At 49.0% G+C, this 15,299-nt stretch carries 17 protein-coding genes; 11 read left to right on the top strand and 6 right to left on the bottom strand.

Annotated features, from left to right (window positions below; genetic code table 11):
* Window positions 1–74: 74 nt before the first annotated feature.
* Window positions 75–722, top strand: a complete 648-nt coding sequence (locus ACXAGR_RS23405) for a YitT family protein (protein ID WP_474852851.1) — start codon at window positions 75–77, stop codon at window positions 720–722.
* Here the strand turns inward: ACXAGR_RS23405 and ACXAGR_RS23400 are convergent.
* Window positions 719–1,618 (bottom strand): glucosamine kinase nucleotide-binding domain-containing protein, encoded by a 900-nt coding sequence (locus ACXAGR_RS23400; RefSeq protein WP_474852849.1) that lies wholly within the window; start codon window positions 1,616–1,618, stop codon window positions 719–721. The genes ACXAGR_RS23405 and ACXAGR_RS23400 overlap by 4 nt on opposite strands.
* 188 nt (window positions 1,619–1,806) lie before the next feature.
* Between ACXAGR_RS23400 and ACXAGR_RS23395 the strand changes: the two genes are divergently transcribed.
* Window positions 1,807–2,850, top strand: coding sequence for a LacI family DNA-binding transcriptional regulator (locus tag ACXAGR_RS23395; RefSeq protein WP_474852847.1), 1,044 nt, complete (start codon window positions 1,807–1,809; stop codon window positions 2,848–2,850).
* Between the two features lie 354 nt (window positions 2,851–3,204).
* Window positions 3,205–4,488 carry a DUF819 family protein gene (locus ACXAGR_RS23390; protein ID WP_474852845.1) on the top strand — a complete coding sequence of 428 codons (1,284 nt, stop codon included), beginning with the start codon at window positions 3,205–3,207 and terminating at the stop codon, window positions 4,486–4,488.
* A 20-nt stretch (window positions 4,489–4,508) separates the two neighbouring features.
* On the opposite strand, the gene alr is transcribed toward ACXAGR_RS23390, so the two are convergent.
* On the bottom strand, window positions 4,509–5,582 hold the full coding sequence (alr, locus tag ACXAGR_RS23385) for an alanine racemase (RefSeq protein WP_474846279.1): 1,074 nt from the start codon (window positions 5,580–5,582) through the stop codon (window positions 4,509–4,511).
* A 132-nt stretch (window positions 5,583–5,714) separates the two neighbouring features.
* Here alr and ACXAGR_RS23380 point away from each other — a divergent pair, with 132 nt between their 5' ends.
* The 3 genes from ACXAGR_RS23380 to ACXAGR_RS23370 all read left to right on the top strand — a co-directional run bounded on the left by ACXAGR_RS23380 (window position 5,715) and on the right by ACXAGR_RS23370 (window position 9,459).
* Window positions 5,715–7,307, top strand: coding sequence for a sodium:solute symporter (locus ACXAGR_RS23380; protein ID WP_474852843.1), 1,593 nt, complete (start codon window positions 5,715–5,717; stop codon window positions 7,305–7,307).
* Between the two features lie 74 nt (window positions 7,308–7,381).
* Window positions 7,382–8,317 carry an N-acetylmuramic acid 6-phosphate etherase gene (gene murQ / locus ACXAGR_RS23375; RefSeq protein WP_474846283.1) on the top strand — a complete coding sequence of 312 codons (936 nt, stop codon included), beginning with the start codon at window positions 7,382–7,384 and terminating at the stop codon, window positions 8,315–8,317.
* Window positions 8,314–9,459 carry an exo-beta-N-acetylmuramidase NamZ family protein gene (locus ACXAGR_RS23370; protein WP_474852841.1) on the top strand — a complete coding sequence of 382 codons (1,146 nt, stop codon included), beginning with the start codon at window positions 8,314–8,316 and terminating at the stop codon, window positions 9,457–9,459. Before murQ ends, ACXAGR_RS23370 begins: the two co-directional genes overlap by 4 nt.
* Before the next feature lie 10 nt (window positions 9,460–9,469).
* On the opposite strand, the gene ACXAGR_RS23365 is transcribed toward ACXAGR_RS23370, so the two are convergent.
* Window positions 9,470–10,321 (bottom strand): MurR/RpiR family transcriptional regulator, encoded by an 852-nt coding sequence (locus ACXAGR_RS23365; RefSeq protein WP_119502659.1) that lies wholly within the window; start codon window positions 10,319–10,321, stop codon window positions 9,470–9,472.
* A gap of 211 nt (window positions 10,322–10,532) precedes the next feature.
* Between ACXAGR_RS23365 and ACXAGR_RS23360 the strand changes: the two genes are divergently transcribed.
* The gene (locus ACXAGR_RS23360) at window positions 10,533–11,876 is read left to right on the top strand and encodes a M14 family zinc carboxypeptidase (RefSeq protein WP_474852839.1); all 1,344 of its coding nucleotides are present in this window, start codon (window positions 10,533–10,535) and stop codon (window positions 11,874–11,876) included.
* 24 nt (window positions 11,877–11,900) lie between these two features.
* On the opposite strand, the gene ACXAGR_RS23355 is transcribed toward ACXAGR_RS23360, so the two are convergent.
* Window positions 11,901–12,200, bottom strand: a complete 300-nt coding sequence (locus ACXAGR_RS23355) for a hypothetical protein (RefSeq protein WP_474852838.1) — start codon at window positions 12,198–12,200, stop codon at window positions 11,901–11,903.
* A gap of 95 nt (window positions 12,201–12,295) precedes the next feature.
* Window positions 12,296–12,595: a hypothetical protein gene (locus ACXAGR_RS23350; RefSeq protein WP_119502662.1), complete on the bottom strand. Its 300-nt coding sequence runs from the start codon at window positions 12,593–12,595 to the stop codon at window positions 12,296–12,298.
* Window positions 12,596–12,799: 204 nt separating this feature from the next.
* Between ACXAGR_RS23350 and ACXAGR_RS23345 the strand changes: the two genes are divergently transcribed.
* From ACXAGR_RS23345 to ACXAGR_RS23330, 4 genes are all read left to right on the top strand, one after another.
* Window positions 12,800–13,084, top strand: a complete 285-nt coding sequence (locus tag ACXAGR_RS23345; RefSeq protein ID WP_474846295.1) for a type II toxin-antitoxin system TacA family antitoxin — start codon at window positions 12,800–12,802, stop codon at window positions 13,082–13,084.
* Window positions 13,081–13,362 carry a type II toxin-antitoxin system RelE/ParE family toxin gene (locus ACXAGR_RS23340; RefSeq protein ID WP_474846297.1) on the top strand — a complete coding sequence of 94 codons (282 nt, stop codon included), beginning with the start codon at window positions 13,081–13,083 and terminating at the stop codon, window positions 13,360–13,362. Before ACXAGR_RS23345 ends, ACXAGR_RS23340 begins: the two co-directional genes overlap by 4 nt.
* Window positions 13,363–13,499: 137 nt before the next feature.
* A complete protein-coding gene (locus ACXAGR_RS23335) occupies window positions 13,500–13,784 on the top strand; it encodes a type II toxin-antitoxin system CcdA family antitoxin (protein WP_474820669.1) in 285 nt (94 codons plus the stop codon).
* Complete coding sequence (locus ACXAGR_RS23330; protein ID WP_474852836.1) at window positions 13,784–14,101, top strand: CcdB family protein; 318 nt, start codon at window positions 13,784–13,786, stop codon at window positions 14,099–14,101. The genes ACXAGR_RS23335 and ACXAGR_RS23330 overlap by 1 nt, the downstream gene beginning before the upstream one ends.
* Before the next feature lie 95 nt (window positions 14,102–14,196).
* Here ACXAGR_RS23330 and ACXAGR_RS23325 read toward each other — a convergent pair whose 3' ends face one another.
* Window positions 14,197–15,081, bottom strand: coding sequence for a DUF4145 domain-containing protein (locus ACXAGR_RS23325; protein WP_474852834.1), 885 nt, complete (start codon window positions 15,079–15,081; stop codon window positions 14,197–14,199).
* Window positions 15,082–15,299 lie beyond the last annotated feature (218 nt).

Genomic DNA, 15,299 nt, shown 5'->3' with positions numbered 1-15,299 from the left:
AATAACAAACAAACCCTTACTTCCCTTTTCCCCCTCCGTATAATACGCGCTCTTCAAAAACGGAGGGCTTTCACATGCAAAAACCAAAACACAGTGTGGTTGAAGACATTTTTGCTTTAGTCAGTGCAGGGCTGTTCGTTGCCTTTGGTGTATATTTATTTCAGTCGCAGAACCTGATGGTCGGCGGTGCTGCAGGGCTTGCGCTGCTGGGAACTTATGCATTACCTGTAGACTTCGGGGTGCTGTTTTTCCTGATCAACGTGCCGTTTTATGCCCTTGCGTGGACCCGTATCAGCAAACGCTTCACCATAAACACGTTTATCTCCGTGTCTACCGTCTCAGTACTTACTGATCTTATTCCCCGCTTTGTGGATGTCAGCAGTGCTAATCCGGTTTTCACTGCAATATTCGGCGGGATCCTCATTGGCGTGGGCATGCTGATCATGTTCCGTCATACCTCAAGTCTGGGCGGTCTTGGTATTCTGGCGTTCTATCTTCAGCAACGTTTCTCCATCCGTGCCGGTACTTTTCAGCTGTCAGTAGACACCGTTATTTTGCTGTCTTCACTGCTGGTACTCGACTGGCGTCTGGTACTGATGTCGGTGCTGGCAGCGTTCTGTCTGAACATGGTGCTGTCCTTAAATCACCGGCCGGAAAGATATACTCTGCCGTCATTATCCAAACAGGATGATAAACTGCCGGGTGCCGGCGAAGCCAGTTAGTCCGGGCGGACGTGCACCGCCCCCCACTCAGGGCCATACTTAGCTTCAATGATCTTCGTCCGGATATCTTCGGGCAGGAATGGTCTTACAGTACCGGCAAGTCCGCCGGCCAGTACCAGTTTTCCCTGACTTTTTTCCATGGCAATACGGGCTATTGATGATAAATAGTCCGTGCCGGAGCGAACAATATCTGAAGCATACACATCGCCCTTTGCCGCACAGTCAAACACAAGTCCGGCGGCGCCGGCAAACTCAGCCGGTTGCGCATAATTAAGTTTGTTCACGAATTCCCGGGGGGTGCCTGCGCTGAAATGTGCACAGACCGTTTCAGACAGCAGTGAGACCGGCAACACACCATCCAGCGCTTCCAGCGCATGCCGCACCGCTTCACGGCCAAACCATGCACCACTGCCCTTATCACCGATATTAAAACCGTGGCCACCATACTGAATACAGTCTTTGCCACACAGTGCGGCTGCGCAGGAGCCGGTACCGGCAACCAGAACAGCACCGTTCTCACCACCGTGCGCCCCCACCAGAGCAGTATGCAAATCACTGGTGAAACGAAATGAGGCAAAAGGATGCTGCCATTGACTGAGCAGTTCTGCGGCTTCTTTCACCGTTGCACCGGCCAGACCCGCACTCACATGACACTTTGCGAGCACCGCAGCGTCATTCTCATTAATCGCAACGCCTGCATTTTGCAGGGCCAGTAAAACCGACCGGATAATGGCCGGCAGGGCTTCTTTGCCAATCCTGGCCACATTAGCAGGACCGCTTATTCCCTCACCTGCCGGTTCACCGTTTTCATCAAACACAACGGCCTTACACTTAGTGCCGCCGCCATCGACTCCGGCAATATACTGCTGGTTATTCATTTTTTCTTTTATTCTCACGGCTAATGCTCAGGAAGGTACTGCATACCTGCCGGAATAACAATGTGCACCTCAGTTAAAAGAAAATACTAACTTGTACTTGTTGTTTCAAATCCCATGAATAAATTAAATTTCGTTACAGAACAATATAAATGTATTTTTTGTGGCATGATGGGGTTTATGTCCAACGGACTGACAGGATTTTCTGATTGAAAACAACGATCAAGGATGTCGCAGAACTCGCAGGCGTATCCTTTAAAACCGTTTCACGGGTTGTGAACAAAGAACCCAACGTGAGCGAAGAAACCGTTGAAAAAGTGCAGGCTGCTATAAGACAGCTGGATTACCGCCCCAATCCGGCTGCAAGAAACCTCGCCAGTGATAAGTCCTATTCTATAGCCTACGTCTATGACAATCCGAACGCTTATTACGTTATTGATATGCAGAAGGGCTTGTTAAGAGAATGCAGAAACAATGATTACGACCTGCTGATTCATCCTTGCGAAACCTCAAATGAGGATGTCGTCAGCGATATTCTTCAAATGGCAAGCCGCTCAAACCTGGCTGGCCTGATATTGTCTCCGCCATTATCCGAAATGCCGGAATTACTTAATCAGATAGTTCATTCCGGATTGCCGTTTGTGGGTATTGTTTCAGGCGTAGCCCCTTTCGGCATTCAGGGGAAATGGCTGTGTATCGATGATTTTCAGGCTGCCTGCGATATCGTGAATCACCTGATCCGCCAGGGCCACAAACGCATTGGCTTTATCTCAGGCAACAGAAATCACCGCTCCACACTGGAACGGGAACGGGGTTATCTGGATGCACTGGAAAATTATCGCCTGGATACCAGTGCAGAACTTAGAATAGACGGCGAGTACAATTTCGAAAGTGGTGTATCGGCTATGAAGCAGTTTCTCGCACTGGCGAACCCGCCGACAGCGGTGTTTGCCTGTAATGATGAACTCGCCGCCGGCGCTTTACTGGAAGCAAGACTGAATAATATTCAGGTCCCTCAGGACATGGCGATAGCAGGTTTTGAAAACAGTCCCTTTTCGCGGCAAACTTCTCCGGCCATAACAACTGCAGAACAGGATACCGTGGCCATAGCCCGTAAGGCCGCCGGCTTGCTCATCGACACCATTTCACAAAGCAAACGACACGCTAAGCCGGTATTTGAAGAAACGGACAATATCTCCTATTGCCCGGAATTGATAATCAGAGACTCCACAACGAAAAAGCCCGGCAACTGAGCCGGGCTTTGTGTCATTTCGCTTTAGGCGGCGTCGCCTTTGGCGCAGATCCTTGTTGATTAACGGGACGTGAATACGCACCTCTGTTCACTCTCGCTCTACTATAACCTGTTCTCATAACTTACCTCTTAATTGGTCAGAAACAGACTCCTTCTCCAGCAAGGCATCCGGCATGTATCGAAAATAAACTATAGGATGTGATAACAAACCTGGCCGTAATCCTTTCGGCTAACCTTGCTGACACCGCAACCCGCAGGAAGAATAGACAGAACTTGCAACGAATCTTAAATACTTTATTCTAAAGAATGGAGATAATTAGAATAAAAAAGCAGTCCGGAAGATGGAAATGAAAATGTGGAATCACTACCTGCTTGCGATATCGGAGGTATATTGCGGCCAAACAGAAGCAAACACAAGCGCAATGTGTTCAACCCGCTTAAATTATCGCCGGGTAACAAAAGCCGGTTCTTTATGATCACCGGCGCATTCGGATACGTCAGTGCCCTGCTCGCTATTGCTGGCGTGCTTTACTATCTTGAAGCCTTCAGAAAGTGGCGTGTTTTCCGGTATCTGCCTGCCATTGTGCTGCTGTACTTTGTGGTAATGGTGTGTGCCAGTGCCGGGTTATGGGAAAAAACCGCTGCCATCAATGATACTTATAAAATGCTCAGGAACAACCTGCTGCCCGCGATGATCTTCCTGATGTTGCTGGAAGCCGATCTGCGCCAGATTAAGCGGCTGGGCTGGCGGATGATTTTCGCCTTTCTGCTTGCCAGTTTCAGTATTGCCGCCGGCTTCATTGTTACGTTTGCTCTGTTTCAGCACGGGCTGGCAGATAACGCATGGAAAACCTTCGCCGCGTTGTGCGGCAGCTGGATGGGGGGAACAGGTAACCTCGCAGCCATACAACTGGCGCTGGATGTGCCCGACTCCGCTATGGGATACACCTTGCTGATTGACTCCATTGATTATGCCATATGGGTAATGGCATTACTGGCACTGGTGCCCTATGCAGCTCATTTCAACCGCTGGGTAAAAGCCGACAGCCGTACGCTGAATGATGTGGGTGCAAGGCTGGCAGAATCGAAGGCGAACCAGACTCAGGTGTCAGGCGGCAATGTGCTGATGCTGCTGGCCTTATCCTGCGTTGTCTCATCACTGTCCCAGTGGCTCGCGGCGATGTTGCCGGCCTCTGCTTATTTTTCTACTACCGCCTGGACTGTTGCACTGGTCACCCTGGCCGGGATCGCCGGTGCTGTCACTCCCCTTCGCCGCGTGGGCGGTGCAGATGTGGTGGCTACCGTACTGCTGAACCTGATTATTGCGCTTATTGCATCCAGAGCCAGTTTTTCAGAATTGCTGGAAGCGCCGGTGTATATACTGGCCGGCGGTTGTATCTTACTGATTCACGGGGTGATTATGGTTATTGCAGCGAAACTCTTCCGGCTGGATTTGTTTACCTGCGGCCTGGCGTCACTGGCGAATATTGGTGGTGTTGCCTCAGCCCCTGTCCTGGCGGCCTCATACTCAAAAGCGCTCATCCCGGTTGGCGTGTTGATGGCAATGCTGGGGTACATCGTTGGTACCGCAGGAGGATTGGCCGTGGGCAAGGTATTGTCAGTGATTGCCGGCGCCTGAGTGACGCTGGCGGGTATTCACTAGACGTGTTTAACAATGCGGGGCACCCGCTGGGATAAGCGGGTGACAAGATCGTAAGAAATTGTCCCGGCGTGATGGGCCACCTCATCCACGGACAGTTGATGCCCCCACAGTTCTACCCGGTCACCGGGCGCCGGAGCCGGAATATCAGTCACATCAATGGTAATCATATCCATCGACACTCTGCCCGCCAGTGCCGCACGGTGTCCGTTAACCATCACCGGTGTACCGTTGGGACATTGTCTGGGATACCCGTCGGCATAGCCGATACCCGCAGTGGCAATCAAAGAACGGCGCTTCGCTTGCCAGGTATCGCCGTACCCCACTGTTTCACCGGCTTCTATAGTACGCAGAGCAATAATACTTGCCTGAAGCGTCATCACCGGTTGCAGATCCAGCCCGCAAGGTGTGTCCAGAGGCTCAGCGCCGTACATGGCAATACCGGTGCGGTTCCAGTTTCCCCGCGCTTGCGGCCAGCCCACAGTTCCCGGAGAATTGGCAATGCTGACTGCAAATCCGGTAGCTGCCCGAACCTGCTCAAAGGCATCCAGCTGCTTTTGTACCGACTGACTGCCCGTTTCATCACCGCATGCCAGATGCGTAACCAGCACGGTGTCGTCAGTTAACATATCCCGGTATTTCGCCACCATGGGTAATACTTCATCACAGGCAAACCCGAGACGGTGCATGCCCGAATCCACTTTTAACCATATCGCGGGACGACGATCAGAAGGGCACGCTTTTAACCAGCGAAGTTGCTCTTCGCTGTGAACAACCACAATGCAATTTTCCCGCGCAGCCACAGTGCATTCAGTCGCCTGGTGAGGGCCCTCAAGGATAACCACAGGAGCCTGAATGCCGCCTTCCCGTAACGCCAGCGCTTCTTCTGTAATAGCAACCGCAAACGCAGGAGAGACTTTACGTAATATCCGCGCCACATTGACTGCCCCGTGTCCGTAGGCATCAGCTTTCACCACCGCCATATTCTGTCCTTCACCGGCCAGAGAGGAAAGTACACGGAAATTATGCAATAGTGCGTCGGCGTGGATAACAGCCTGGGTTTGTCTGCTCAACGGCGGGGGCTCCTGATCTAAAATTTGCGCTGAAAGCTATCTTACAACGACGGGATAATTCCAGCTATACAAATTAATTGGAATAATCTATTCTGGGATTTCAATTGAATTAAAATAATGTAACAGGGCCGCATGTTAGAGCATTACGCGTTAGCAGACTTAATGGTTTTCGCCGCTTACGGTTTGCTTCTTATCGCCAGTGGCTGGCTGTTTAACCGCTCCAGCCGCTCAGCCAAAGATTACTTCCTGGGTGGAAACAGCATGCCGGTCTGGGTTGTGGCGATTTCTGTACTGGCAACGTCCCAGTCTGCAGCCACGTTTCTGGGAGGCCCTGATCAGGGTTACCGGGGCGATCTGACCTACCTGTCAACCAACATCGGCGCATTCATCGCTGCTTTCTTTGTTGCCGCTTTTCTTATCCCGCGGTTTTATAAACACAATGTCTACACGGTATACGAACTGCTGGAACAGCGCTTTGGTGAACAGGCCAAACAACTGGCCGGTGCCATGTACCTTTCCGGCCGCGTGTTCGCCAGTGGCGCAAGGCTGTATATGGCAGCACTGGCTGTCGCCATGATTCTGTTCGGCAACATTGATGCATCCAGCGTCATTCTTGCCACCGTCATTATTACAGTCGCAGGGCTTGTGTATACCGTTTATGGCGGGATCCGCACAGTTATCTATTCTGACGTGTTACAGGCTGCGGTGTATATCTGTGCCGCGGTAGCCGTGATTATCGCACTGATAAATGCAATTCCGGCTTCTCTGGCCGATATCGTTAACGCCCTTCAGCATCCTGCGCCGGATACGCCTTCAAAATTAAGGTTGTTCGATACACGGCTTGATTTCACTAACAGCGGCGTTTTCAGTTTGTTATCTGTTTTTACCGGATTTGTGCTTCTGAACATCGCCGCTTTTGGCCTCGACCAGGATATGACGCAACGGGTGCTGACCTGCAAAAGTGCCAAAGAAGGCAGCAAAGCTATGCTGCTTTCGGTGGTGATGGTGATTCCGGTGATGTGCCTGTTTTTAATCATCGGTTTATTGCTGTTTGTTTACTATCAACGTCCCGATTTAATGGCCGGTGGCAGTGGTGAAAACCCCGTTCCGGTATTTGCCGGTGAACCGGTCACCATATTCATGTACTACGTGCTCAGCGAAATTCCTGATGGTGTTCGCGGCCTGGTCACCGTGGGTATTCTGGCTGCCGCACTGTCTACATTAAATTCCGGCCTGAACTCCATGTCCAGTGTTCTGATCCAGGACATGTACCGCCCCTGGCTGGCCCGCCGGAATACACAAAAGAACGATGCTCACTTTGTCAAAGCAGGACGCTTCGCCATGTTATTAATGGCATTGTCATTAGGATTTATGGCGTGTCTGTGCTATTACTGGCAACAACATACCGACATGCCGCTGCTGCAATTTGCACTTGGCGTCATGGTTTTCTCGTACAGTGGTTTACTTGGCGTTTATTTCGTCACGCTATTTTCCCGCCGTGGAAGCCGTCGTTCGGTGATAGCAGCGTTGATCACCGGTTTTCTGGTACCCTTGTCCATGCAACCCTATATTATTGAGAGTATTTTGCCGGCCCGCCTGCAGTTTGAACTCGGGTTCACATGGCAACTGGTCGCCGGCACGCTCATATCCACGCTTATTTGTGCTATGGGTAATACACCCGCAGGCTATAATAAAGATATACAGCAACCGGAACCGGTTCAGTAACAGAACGCTGCCGTTAAAAATAACAACAAAACAATCCAAAGCAATAAAGTAGAGCAACAGAACTAAGGCAAATTATGCAGGCAAAAACAATCACCGGGACGTCAGACTTACTGGCACAGTTAAATAAAATTGTGTCAGAGGGCAGAAATCCCGCCACGATGGATATCGATTTGCTGTCGACGGAATCCATCCTGCATAAAATCAATCAGGAAGATGCCAAAGTAGCCGCAGCAGTGGCAACTGAAATACCCCAAATTGCCCGGGCAGTGGATGCCATAGTGGAAAAACTGCAACAGGGCGGACGGTTAATTTACATCGGTGCCGGTACCAGCGGCCGTCTGGGTATTCTTGATGCTGTAGAGTGTCGCCCGACCTTCAGCGTGCCCGATACACTGGTGATGGGCATTATTGCCGGTGGCGAAACAGCTATACAGCATGCTGTAGAGGGCGCAGAAGACAACAGCGCTCAGGGTATCAAAGACGTACAGGCCGTGAACCTTTGTGAAAAGGATGTACTGGTAGGTTTGTCTGCCAGCGGACGGACTCCGTATGTGGTCAGTGCACTGGAATATGCAAATGAACTGGGCGCGGTCACCGCAGGTATCGCCTGCAGCCCGGGCGCGCCGGTGCTGACCACCGCACAAATTGCGATTTGCCCGGTGGTTGGTGCAGAATGCCTCACCGGCTCCACGCGGATGAAATCCGGTACTGCACAAAAGCTGGTGCTGAATATGCTGAGCACTGCCAGCATGATTCGCCTGGGTAAAACCTATCAGAACCTGATGGTCGACGTTAACGCCACCAATGAAAAATTAAAAGCCCGCGCTATCCGCATAGTGATGCAGGCTACAGACTGCTCCGGGGAAGAGGCATCAGCTGCACTCGATGCCGCCGGCCATAAAGCCAAAGTGGCGATCATGATGATCCTCACCGGTAACGATGCCGCCAGCGCAGAGTCCATGTTGTCAGATCATAATGGCTTTTTACGCCGCGCTGTTGAGCAACAATGAAGAAGGTTCTTTTTCTGCTGTGTCTCATCTCTGTAAAGGCACTGGCGGTGACTACAGGGGCTGAGCAACCCGACGCTTTCCTCGGATTACTGAAAGACAAACAGGTTGCGCTGGTCGTTAACCAGACGTCGGTTTCCAAAGGTCAGCACCTGGTAGACGACCTGCTGTCCCGTGGCATAAACATCACCAAAGTTATGGCGCCGGAACATGGATTTCGTGGTGATGCCGGCGCCGGCGAAACCATCAGCGACGGCGTGGACACACGAACCGGCCTGCCCATTTTATCCTTATACGGCAGCACCAAAAAGCCCACGGCCACCATGCTCGAAAATGTGGATGTGCTGATTTTCGACATTCAGGATGTAGGCGCACGTTTCTATACGTATATCAGTACGTTACATCTGGTCATGGAAGCCGCTGCTGAAACAGGCAAAACGGTCATCGTACTCGACAGGCCCAACCCGAACGGCAAATTTGTGGATGGCCCTGTGCGGGAAGCTGCCTTTACCTCTTTTGTAGGTATGGATCCTATCCCGCTTTTGCACGGTATGACCACAGGCGAACTGGCACTGATGATCAAAGGGGAAGCCTGGATTGAGCAGGCTGAGTCACTTGATTTGCACGTCATACCCGTTAAAGACTACCGGAAGTCCATGCCATGGCACCTGGCTGTACCTCCCAGCCCGAATTTGCCAAACGATACGGCAATCCGGTTGTATCCCTCACTGTGTTTATTTGAAGCTACAACTGTCAGTATCGGCCGCGGAACACCTTTTCCGTTTCAGGTTGCCGGACATGACCGGGTGGTGCTGGGTACATTTACTTTCACGCCGCAAAGCCTGCCCAAAAGCGCGCCTCACCCGAAACTGGAAGGCAAAACACTGAATGGGCTGGACTTACGTTCTTCTGATACGGAGGGGTTTGATATTGCTTTGCTCCTGGAGGCGAAAAAGCAGTTTGAACAACAGGACGAAACCTTTATCGACCGGCCGGATTTCTTCGATAAACTGGCCGGTACTGACGCATTAAGAAAAGCCATTGAAAGTGGCCTTTCTGAGCAGGAGATCAGGGCAATGTGGCAACCAGCGTTAGCAGAGTTTAAGCAACAAAGACGTCCGTATCTGCTCTATCCTGAAGAATAATTTAAAGCGCTCAGTGCTGCTGCTTTTTAAATTCAGACACCGCTTCGTTAGTTTTCTCCAGCAGCTTTCGTCCCTGACGTGAAGCCTGGGTAAGTGCAATAAATAACATATCGATGATCAGTTCCTGCGCAGTACGGGCAAGAATCGACGCCAGTCGTAACGAGGCTTCTTCTGCCACCGAATACAGTTTTACTTCTGCCTGATCGGCAATGGTGTTCTGTCCGTATTTTGTGATGGAAATAACCGGGGTGTGATTGCGTTTTGCTTCAGTAACCACATTGGCCACTTCGCTGGTCGTGCCGGATTCACTGATTGCCACGACCACGTCGTTTTCACCAAACGTGGCAGCAAGAGCAAGCTGAACATGTCCGTCAGCTTCGGCAATAGCAGAGATCCCCAGCTTTTGCAGTTTGTAGGCAAAATCTTTGCTCACCAGCGCCGAACCACCTACCCCGCAAATCATTACCCTTCTCGCATTCTTCAGCAGCTCGACAGCACGCTCAAAAGCCAGCATTTCATTCAGATTGCGGGTTTCATTAAGCACACTGATTTTACTCGCCACCAGCTTATCCGCCATTTGCTCAAAGCCATCGGATAGTGTGATTTTGCCGTGAATTTGCGTATTCGGCGTTTCTTTATTCAGCGAGTCAATCACCGCCAGCTTGAACGCAGGATACCCCTTGTAACCCAGCTTCTGAGCGAACTTCACCACGCTGGACTGACTGACACCCACGACGTTAGCCAGTTCCTGTGATGATAAGTCCCGCACCGCATTGGGCGAGTCCAGAGTAAACGTTGCCAGCTTAGACTCACTGGAAGAGAGCGCGTGTTTAATCGCCTTAATTTTAGTAAATGCAGACATCCGGAGTTTCACTTCTTAACAGGGTCTGTTGACCTTTGAATTACAGGGCGACAAACGGGCATCAGGAACGTTGCCATTCGTCTCAAAGAATTAATTATTCAAATATAAACCAGTTGAAGCGAATATCAAAATACCATTAAATAATACCTATCTCTGAATCAATCTGACCACGGGTAAGATGCTTCAGTTCACCGACAAATAAGGACGTACCATGACCGCACACCCTCATCTGCCAGTTGCTGACATAGCAGCAAAATTTGATGAAATGCACTGGCCGTCTCTGAACAAAGCCCATCTGACAGCAGAGGATATTTCGCCGGTCATCAACCAGATAGCGGAACAATCCGGTATTGCACTGACGCAGATAGGTAAATCTTATGAGGGTCGCCCGGTTTCCCGCTTTACGCTGGGCTCCGGAAAATGCGTCATCCTGGCCTGGACACAAATGCACGGCGATGAGGCTACCGCCACTGCCGCTGTTCTCGACTGGCTGCATATCTTACTGAACGGGCAGTTAAACGGGCTGCCGGCAAACTGGCAATCTCAGGTTACCCTGCACGTCATTCCCATGCTTAATCCCGATGGCGCGCAGCGACGCACCCGGATTAATGCTCAGGGAATTGATATCAACAGGGATGCCAGATCACTGCAAAGTCCTGAAGGTCAGATCCTGCAACAGCAGGTAGCCACCTTGTCGCCGGATATTGCTTTTAACCTGCATGATCAGAACCCCTATTACACCACCGGGGTATCATCGAACCCGGCAACCATTGCATTTCTGGCCCCGGCATATCATGAAGATAAACATGTAGACGGGCCGAGGCTTCGTGCCAAACAGCTTATCGCCCATATGGCCGGTGTACTCTCACACTTTATTCCTCAGTGCATAGGCCGCTATGACGACACCTATTCCTTCCGCTCATTCGGTGACAATATCGCCGCTTCCGGCGCCAGCACAATTCTGATAGAAAGCGGCGCAGCAATGAACGACCCCAACCGGCAGATTGCAAGGAAGATGAACGTCATCGGACTGCAAACCGCGCTGGAAAGCCTGCTCACCAACCAGTTCACACAATATTCGCTGGCAGCCTATTACCGCATTCCGGACAACCGCGAGGACGGCCTGTGCGACGTAAAAATACATGACGTGACGCTGGGGTATGACAAGCCTTATGTAGCTGACATCAGCATAGTGACAGACCGCAAATCCGGAAAAAGCCGCATAGAAGCCATCGGCGATTTGCGCACGGTTTACGGCTTTGAAAACATTGACGCAACAGGACTGGCAGCCCTTCCGCCTAAAGCCTTCACAGTCCACTCACCTCTGACGCTTAACGATCAGAGTTACAGGGCCCTGCTGTCACAAGGTTACAGTTACTTTATCGATGAAAAGGCATTACTCAATATCGACACAACCCTGCCAGTGCTGGTGTCAGACACCGGGCAAAATGCCCCCGCAATCATGCCCGGGGAAGTGCCAAACTTTGTTCTTCAGCATGTGGCTACGGGTGAGATCAAAGAGGCCGTGATTCTTGGTGAGCGGATTGTTCTTTAAATAAACGGGGGCGCACATGGCCGGTCACAGCGGTTTGGTTTCTGCGCCCGCCCGCTGAATCAACAGAGATATTGCAGCGGCGTAAATCATGAAGAACAGAAAAAACGCAACGACTAAACCCGCTTGTGCAGCCCAGTTCTCCTTCGACGAAAGCTCATAAATGAGATACACCGATACAGGTAAAGTCAGTAATTGTTTTTTGCTTTTGACAATTGATTTGTCACAGTAAGTAACGACCCTGTTGGCAAGGTTCGCAGAGGAATACAGCGCTACAGGAATTACCATTAAGCCCCCAAACAATACGTCTATCACTATCTCTTTCAATGTTGAAATTCCGTTTTCATATTCATTTTCAGCTCTCGTGTTTATGTTGCGGCGACCGCCCCTGCGGTTATAGTTTTGAGCGCCTTGTTAGCTGATTATTGGCTCAGGAGTACAATTAACTCGTCAGGATTTGACAGTATGAATTGGTATGTACTCCCATCATGTAATGAAACTTCGATTGCATCAGATGTGATAGGAAGAATACCCGCACCTTTACCAGAGCACTTTTCCACTTTTGAAATAAAGCTCCTTTCAATTTTGAGAGGCCCGGGCCCGAAATCTTTATTATATGGGGCAAAATGAACATCAGTTTCAGTAATCCAAAATTTCCCATCAGCTTTTGCAACACCATTTTGAACTGTGGCTGTAATCGATTTTAGAGTGGTATCTTGCATATATATTCCTTTATAAATGGATGGACTAATCAGCTAAAACCCGCATGCGGGTAAAAAACACTTGGGCAACAATATTAAGCGAAACGCAGGGAGCCCACGTGTTACTGTCCCAGCGAGCCTGCTAGCATCTTAGTGTCGCTTGTTAGTTGTCGTAAACCCGACTTTCGCGCTAACGTTTGTACACACACCCAAACGGAGTTGAAAATGGATACCCGCATACAATTCAGAGTCGACGAAGAAACGAAACGCCTTGCTCAATTGATGGCTGAAAGCCAAGGGCGTACCTTAAGTGATGCCTGTAGAGAGCTTACTGAAGAACTAGCTGAACAGCAACGCAAAGTTATGGCTCATGACCAATGGCTTACCGAACAGGTTAATGCCGCGCTTAGCAAATTAGATAGTGGAAAAAGTGAGTTTGTTACTCATGAAGAAGCTTCCTTGGACATGGAAGCGCGAATGATGAAAATTAGGAATAGAGCCCAAAAATGATCGTTTGGGAAAAGGATTCATTGGACGATCGAGAAGTAATTTTCGAGTTTCTATACGAATTTAATCCATTGGCTGCGGAAAAAACTGACGCCATCATTGTGACTAAAGTTGAAAACTTGATACAGCAACCGTTGATGGGCGGTGAAAGAGAAGGAATTCCTGGACGGCTTTTAATTACTCCAGAAGTATCAATGGTTGTATCGTACTTTGTAAGAGATGACATAATTCACATTCTCAGGGTTCTCCACCAGAAGCAGAAATTTCCTGCAGGCAACTAACGCCTCACTCAGGGGTGTAAACATGCCGGTTATAATCCGAGCGAAGCGACAGAGCCCACGTGTTACTGTCCCAGGGAGCTTGCGACCGACTTAATGTGATTGTTATATTTCAACCATACTTTGCAATGCGCATTTGTATGCGTATACTTGGTGGTAAAATTAGTTGGAGTGATAAAATGCAAGATTTATATGACGTCCATGCCCCCAAGAAAGCGACAAATCTAAGCTTAAATAGCGACCTATTGCAAAAAGCTCGAATTTTAAAAGTTAACCTGTCTGCGACCTTAGAACAAGCACTTAGAGACAAGCTAAAAAGTATTGAAGCCGAAAAATGGAAAAAAGAAAACAAAGCTGCCATAGCTGCATACAACGAGTTTGTTGCTGAGAACGGTTGTATAGGTGATGAGTACAGGAACTTCTAATGGCGCAATTTGATGTTTACAGAAACCCAAGCAAGAAAACTAGCGAAGTTTACCCTTTTCTTGTTGATGTTCAAAACTCTGTAATTGACCAATTGGCAACAAGGCTGGTTGTACCGTTAACAACTAGTAATTCTAAAAACAGTTTTTACATGAAGAAGCTGACGCCGGAAATAGAATTCGAAAGCACAACATACTTATTTCTAGCACAACAGCTTAGTTCTATACCCGAAGACGTGCTCAAGGACCGCATTGGTTCGCTGGAGCAATCCAGAGAACTGCTGATAGATGCAATAGACTTCGCTATCACTGGAATATAACACCCACATAAGGGGCAGTAACACGTGGGCTAAAATAGGAGCGAAGCGACAGAGCCCACGTGTTACTGTCCCAGCGAAGCGCCTTAATGTGTTTGTTAACTACCCGTAGCCTTTTTAAACCACTGATTTGCCTCGGCAGAGCCATCCGGCTGAGAAGTGAGTTCGACCTTATCATAAATCCCGTCCGTAACTCTTTGGATAAACTCTGACTCTAATGAATCTATCCCATCTAAAATTCTGCGTTTTGCAGACCCTAGGAGTTTTACGAAAGTGAAGGTGGAACCAGAATCAATTACTTTAAGCTTCTTATCTAAAATAGGTATTAGTTCGTCTAATGTACTGATCGGAGTTTCTAAATATTTAGAAACTTCATTCTCGAATATATAAACAGAGAGGAGCAAATGCTCAACTATTTTTAAAGCTATCATCACAGATTCTTTTTTTGCTTTTTTTATTTCGTGAGCCGCATCATTCCCCATAAACCTGATCGCATGTAATCGTTGGGTGTCGGACTTTGAAATCATGCCCGACCTACTCATATTATTAATTCTGACTTGTAAATTTTTACCTGTTATTTCCTTGTCGTTGCATATTGCTTCAATTGTTGCTCGCAGGCCTAATCCTGCGAGAGTATAAGCCTCTCGTTGGATCGCTGTAATTGACTCTCTATAAATGTTTTCGACAATAGTTGGTAAATCGAATGAGAATTCAAGAGGGATATGATCTTTTATAAAATGTGGATAAGTCTCAACCGATATAGGGTGTTCATACTCATCTTCACTGATAGGGTAATATTGTTCATAATCATGATATTCTTCTCGAAAAGCGATAGTTTCACAACCGTTGCACTCCAATAGATAGTACTTTGTTTCATCGTGGTAAATATCTGGAGGAGTTACCTTACTAGTCTTTCCAAGAACTGTATGCTTTGTATTTTGATTACACTTCCTGCAATCGTTCCATATAATTTCAGAGCTCATATCTTTCCATGTTCAATAGGTAGTTAACACCCCGCTTAGGGGCAATAACACGTGGGCTAAAATTTGGAGCGAAGCGACTGAGCCCACGTGTTATTGTCCCAGGGAGCTTGCGACCGACTACAGCGGTTTGATACTTATTGAGCCTTCTCCCCAGCTTAGCCAATTTCTTGGCTAAGCTGGAAGGCGACCAAACCAAAACGGAGAAGACTCAATGCAAT

This window comes from Alteromonas sp. ABH4_457 (assembly GCF_056160625.1).
The sequence above is the reverse complement of the archived record's forward strand: the minus strand, read 5'-3'. Positions and strand labels throughout refer to the sequence as shown.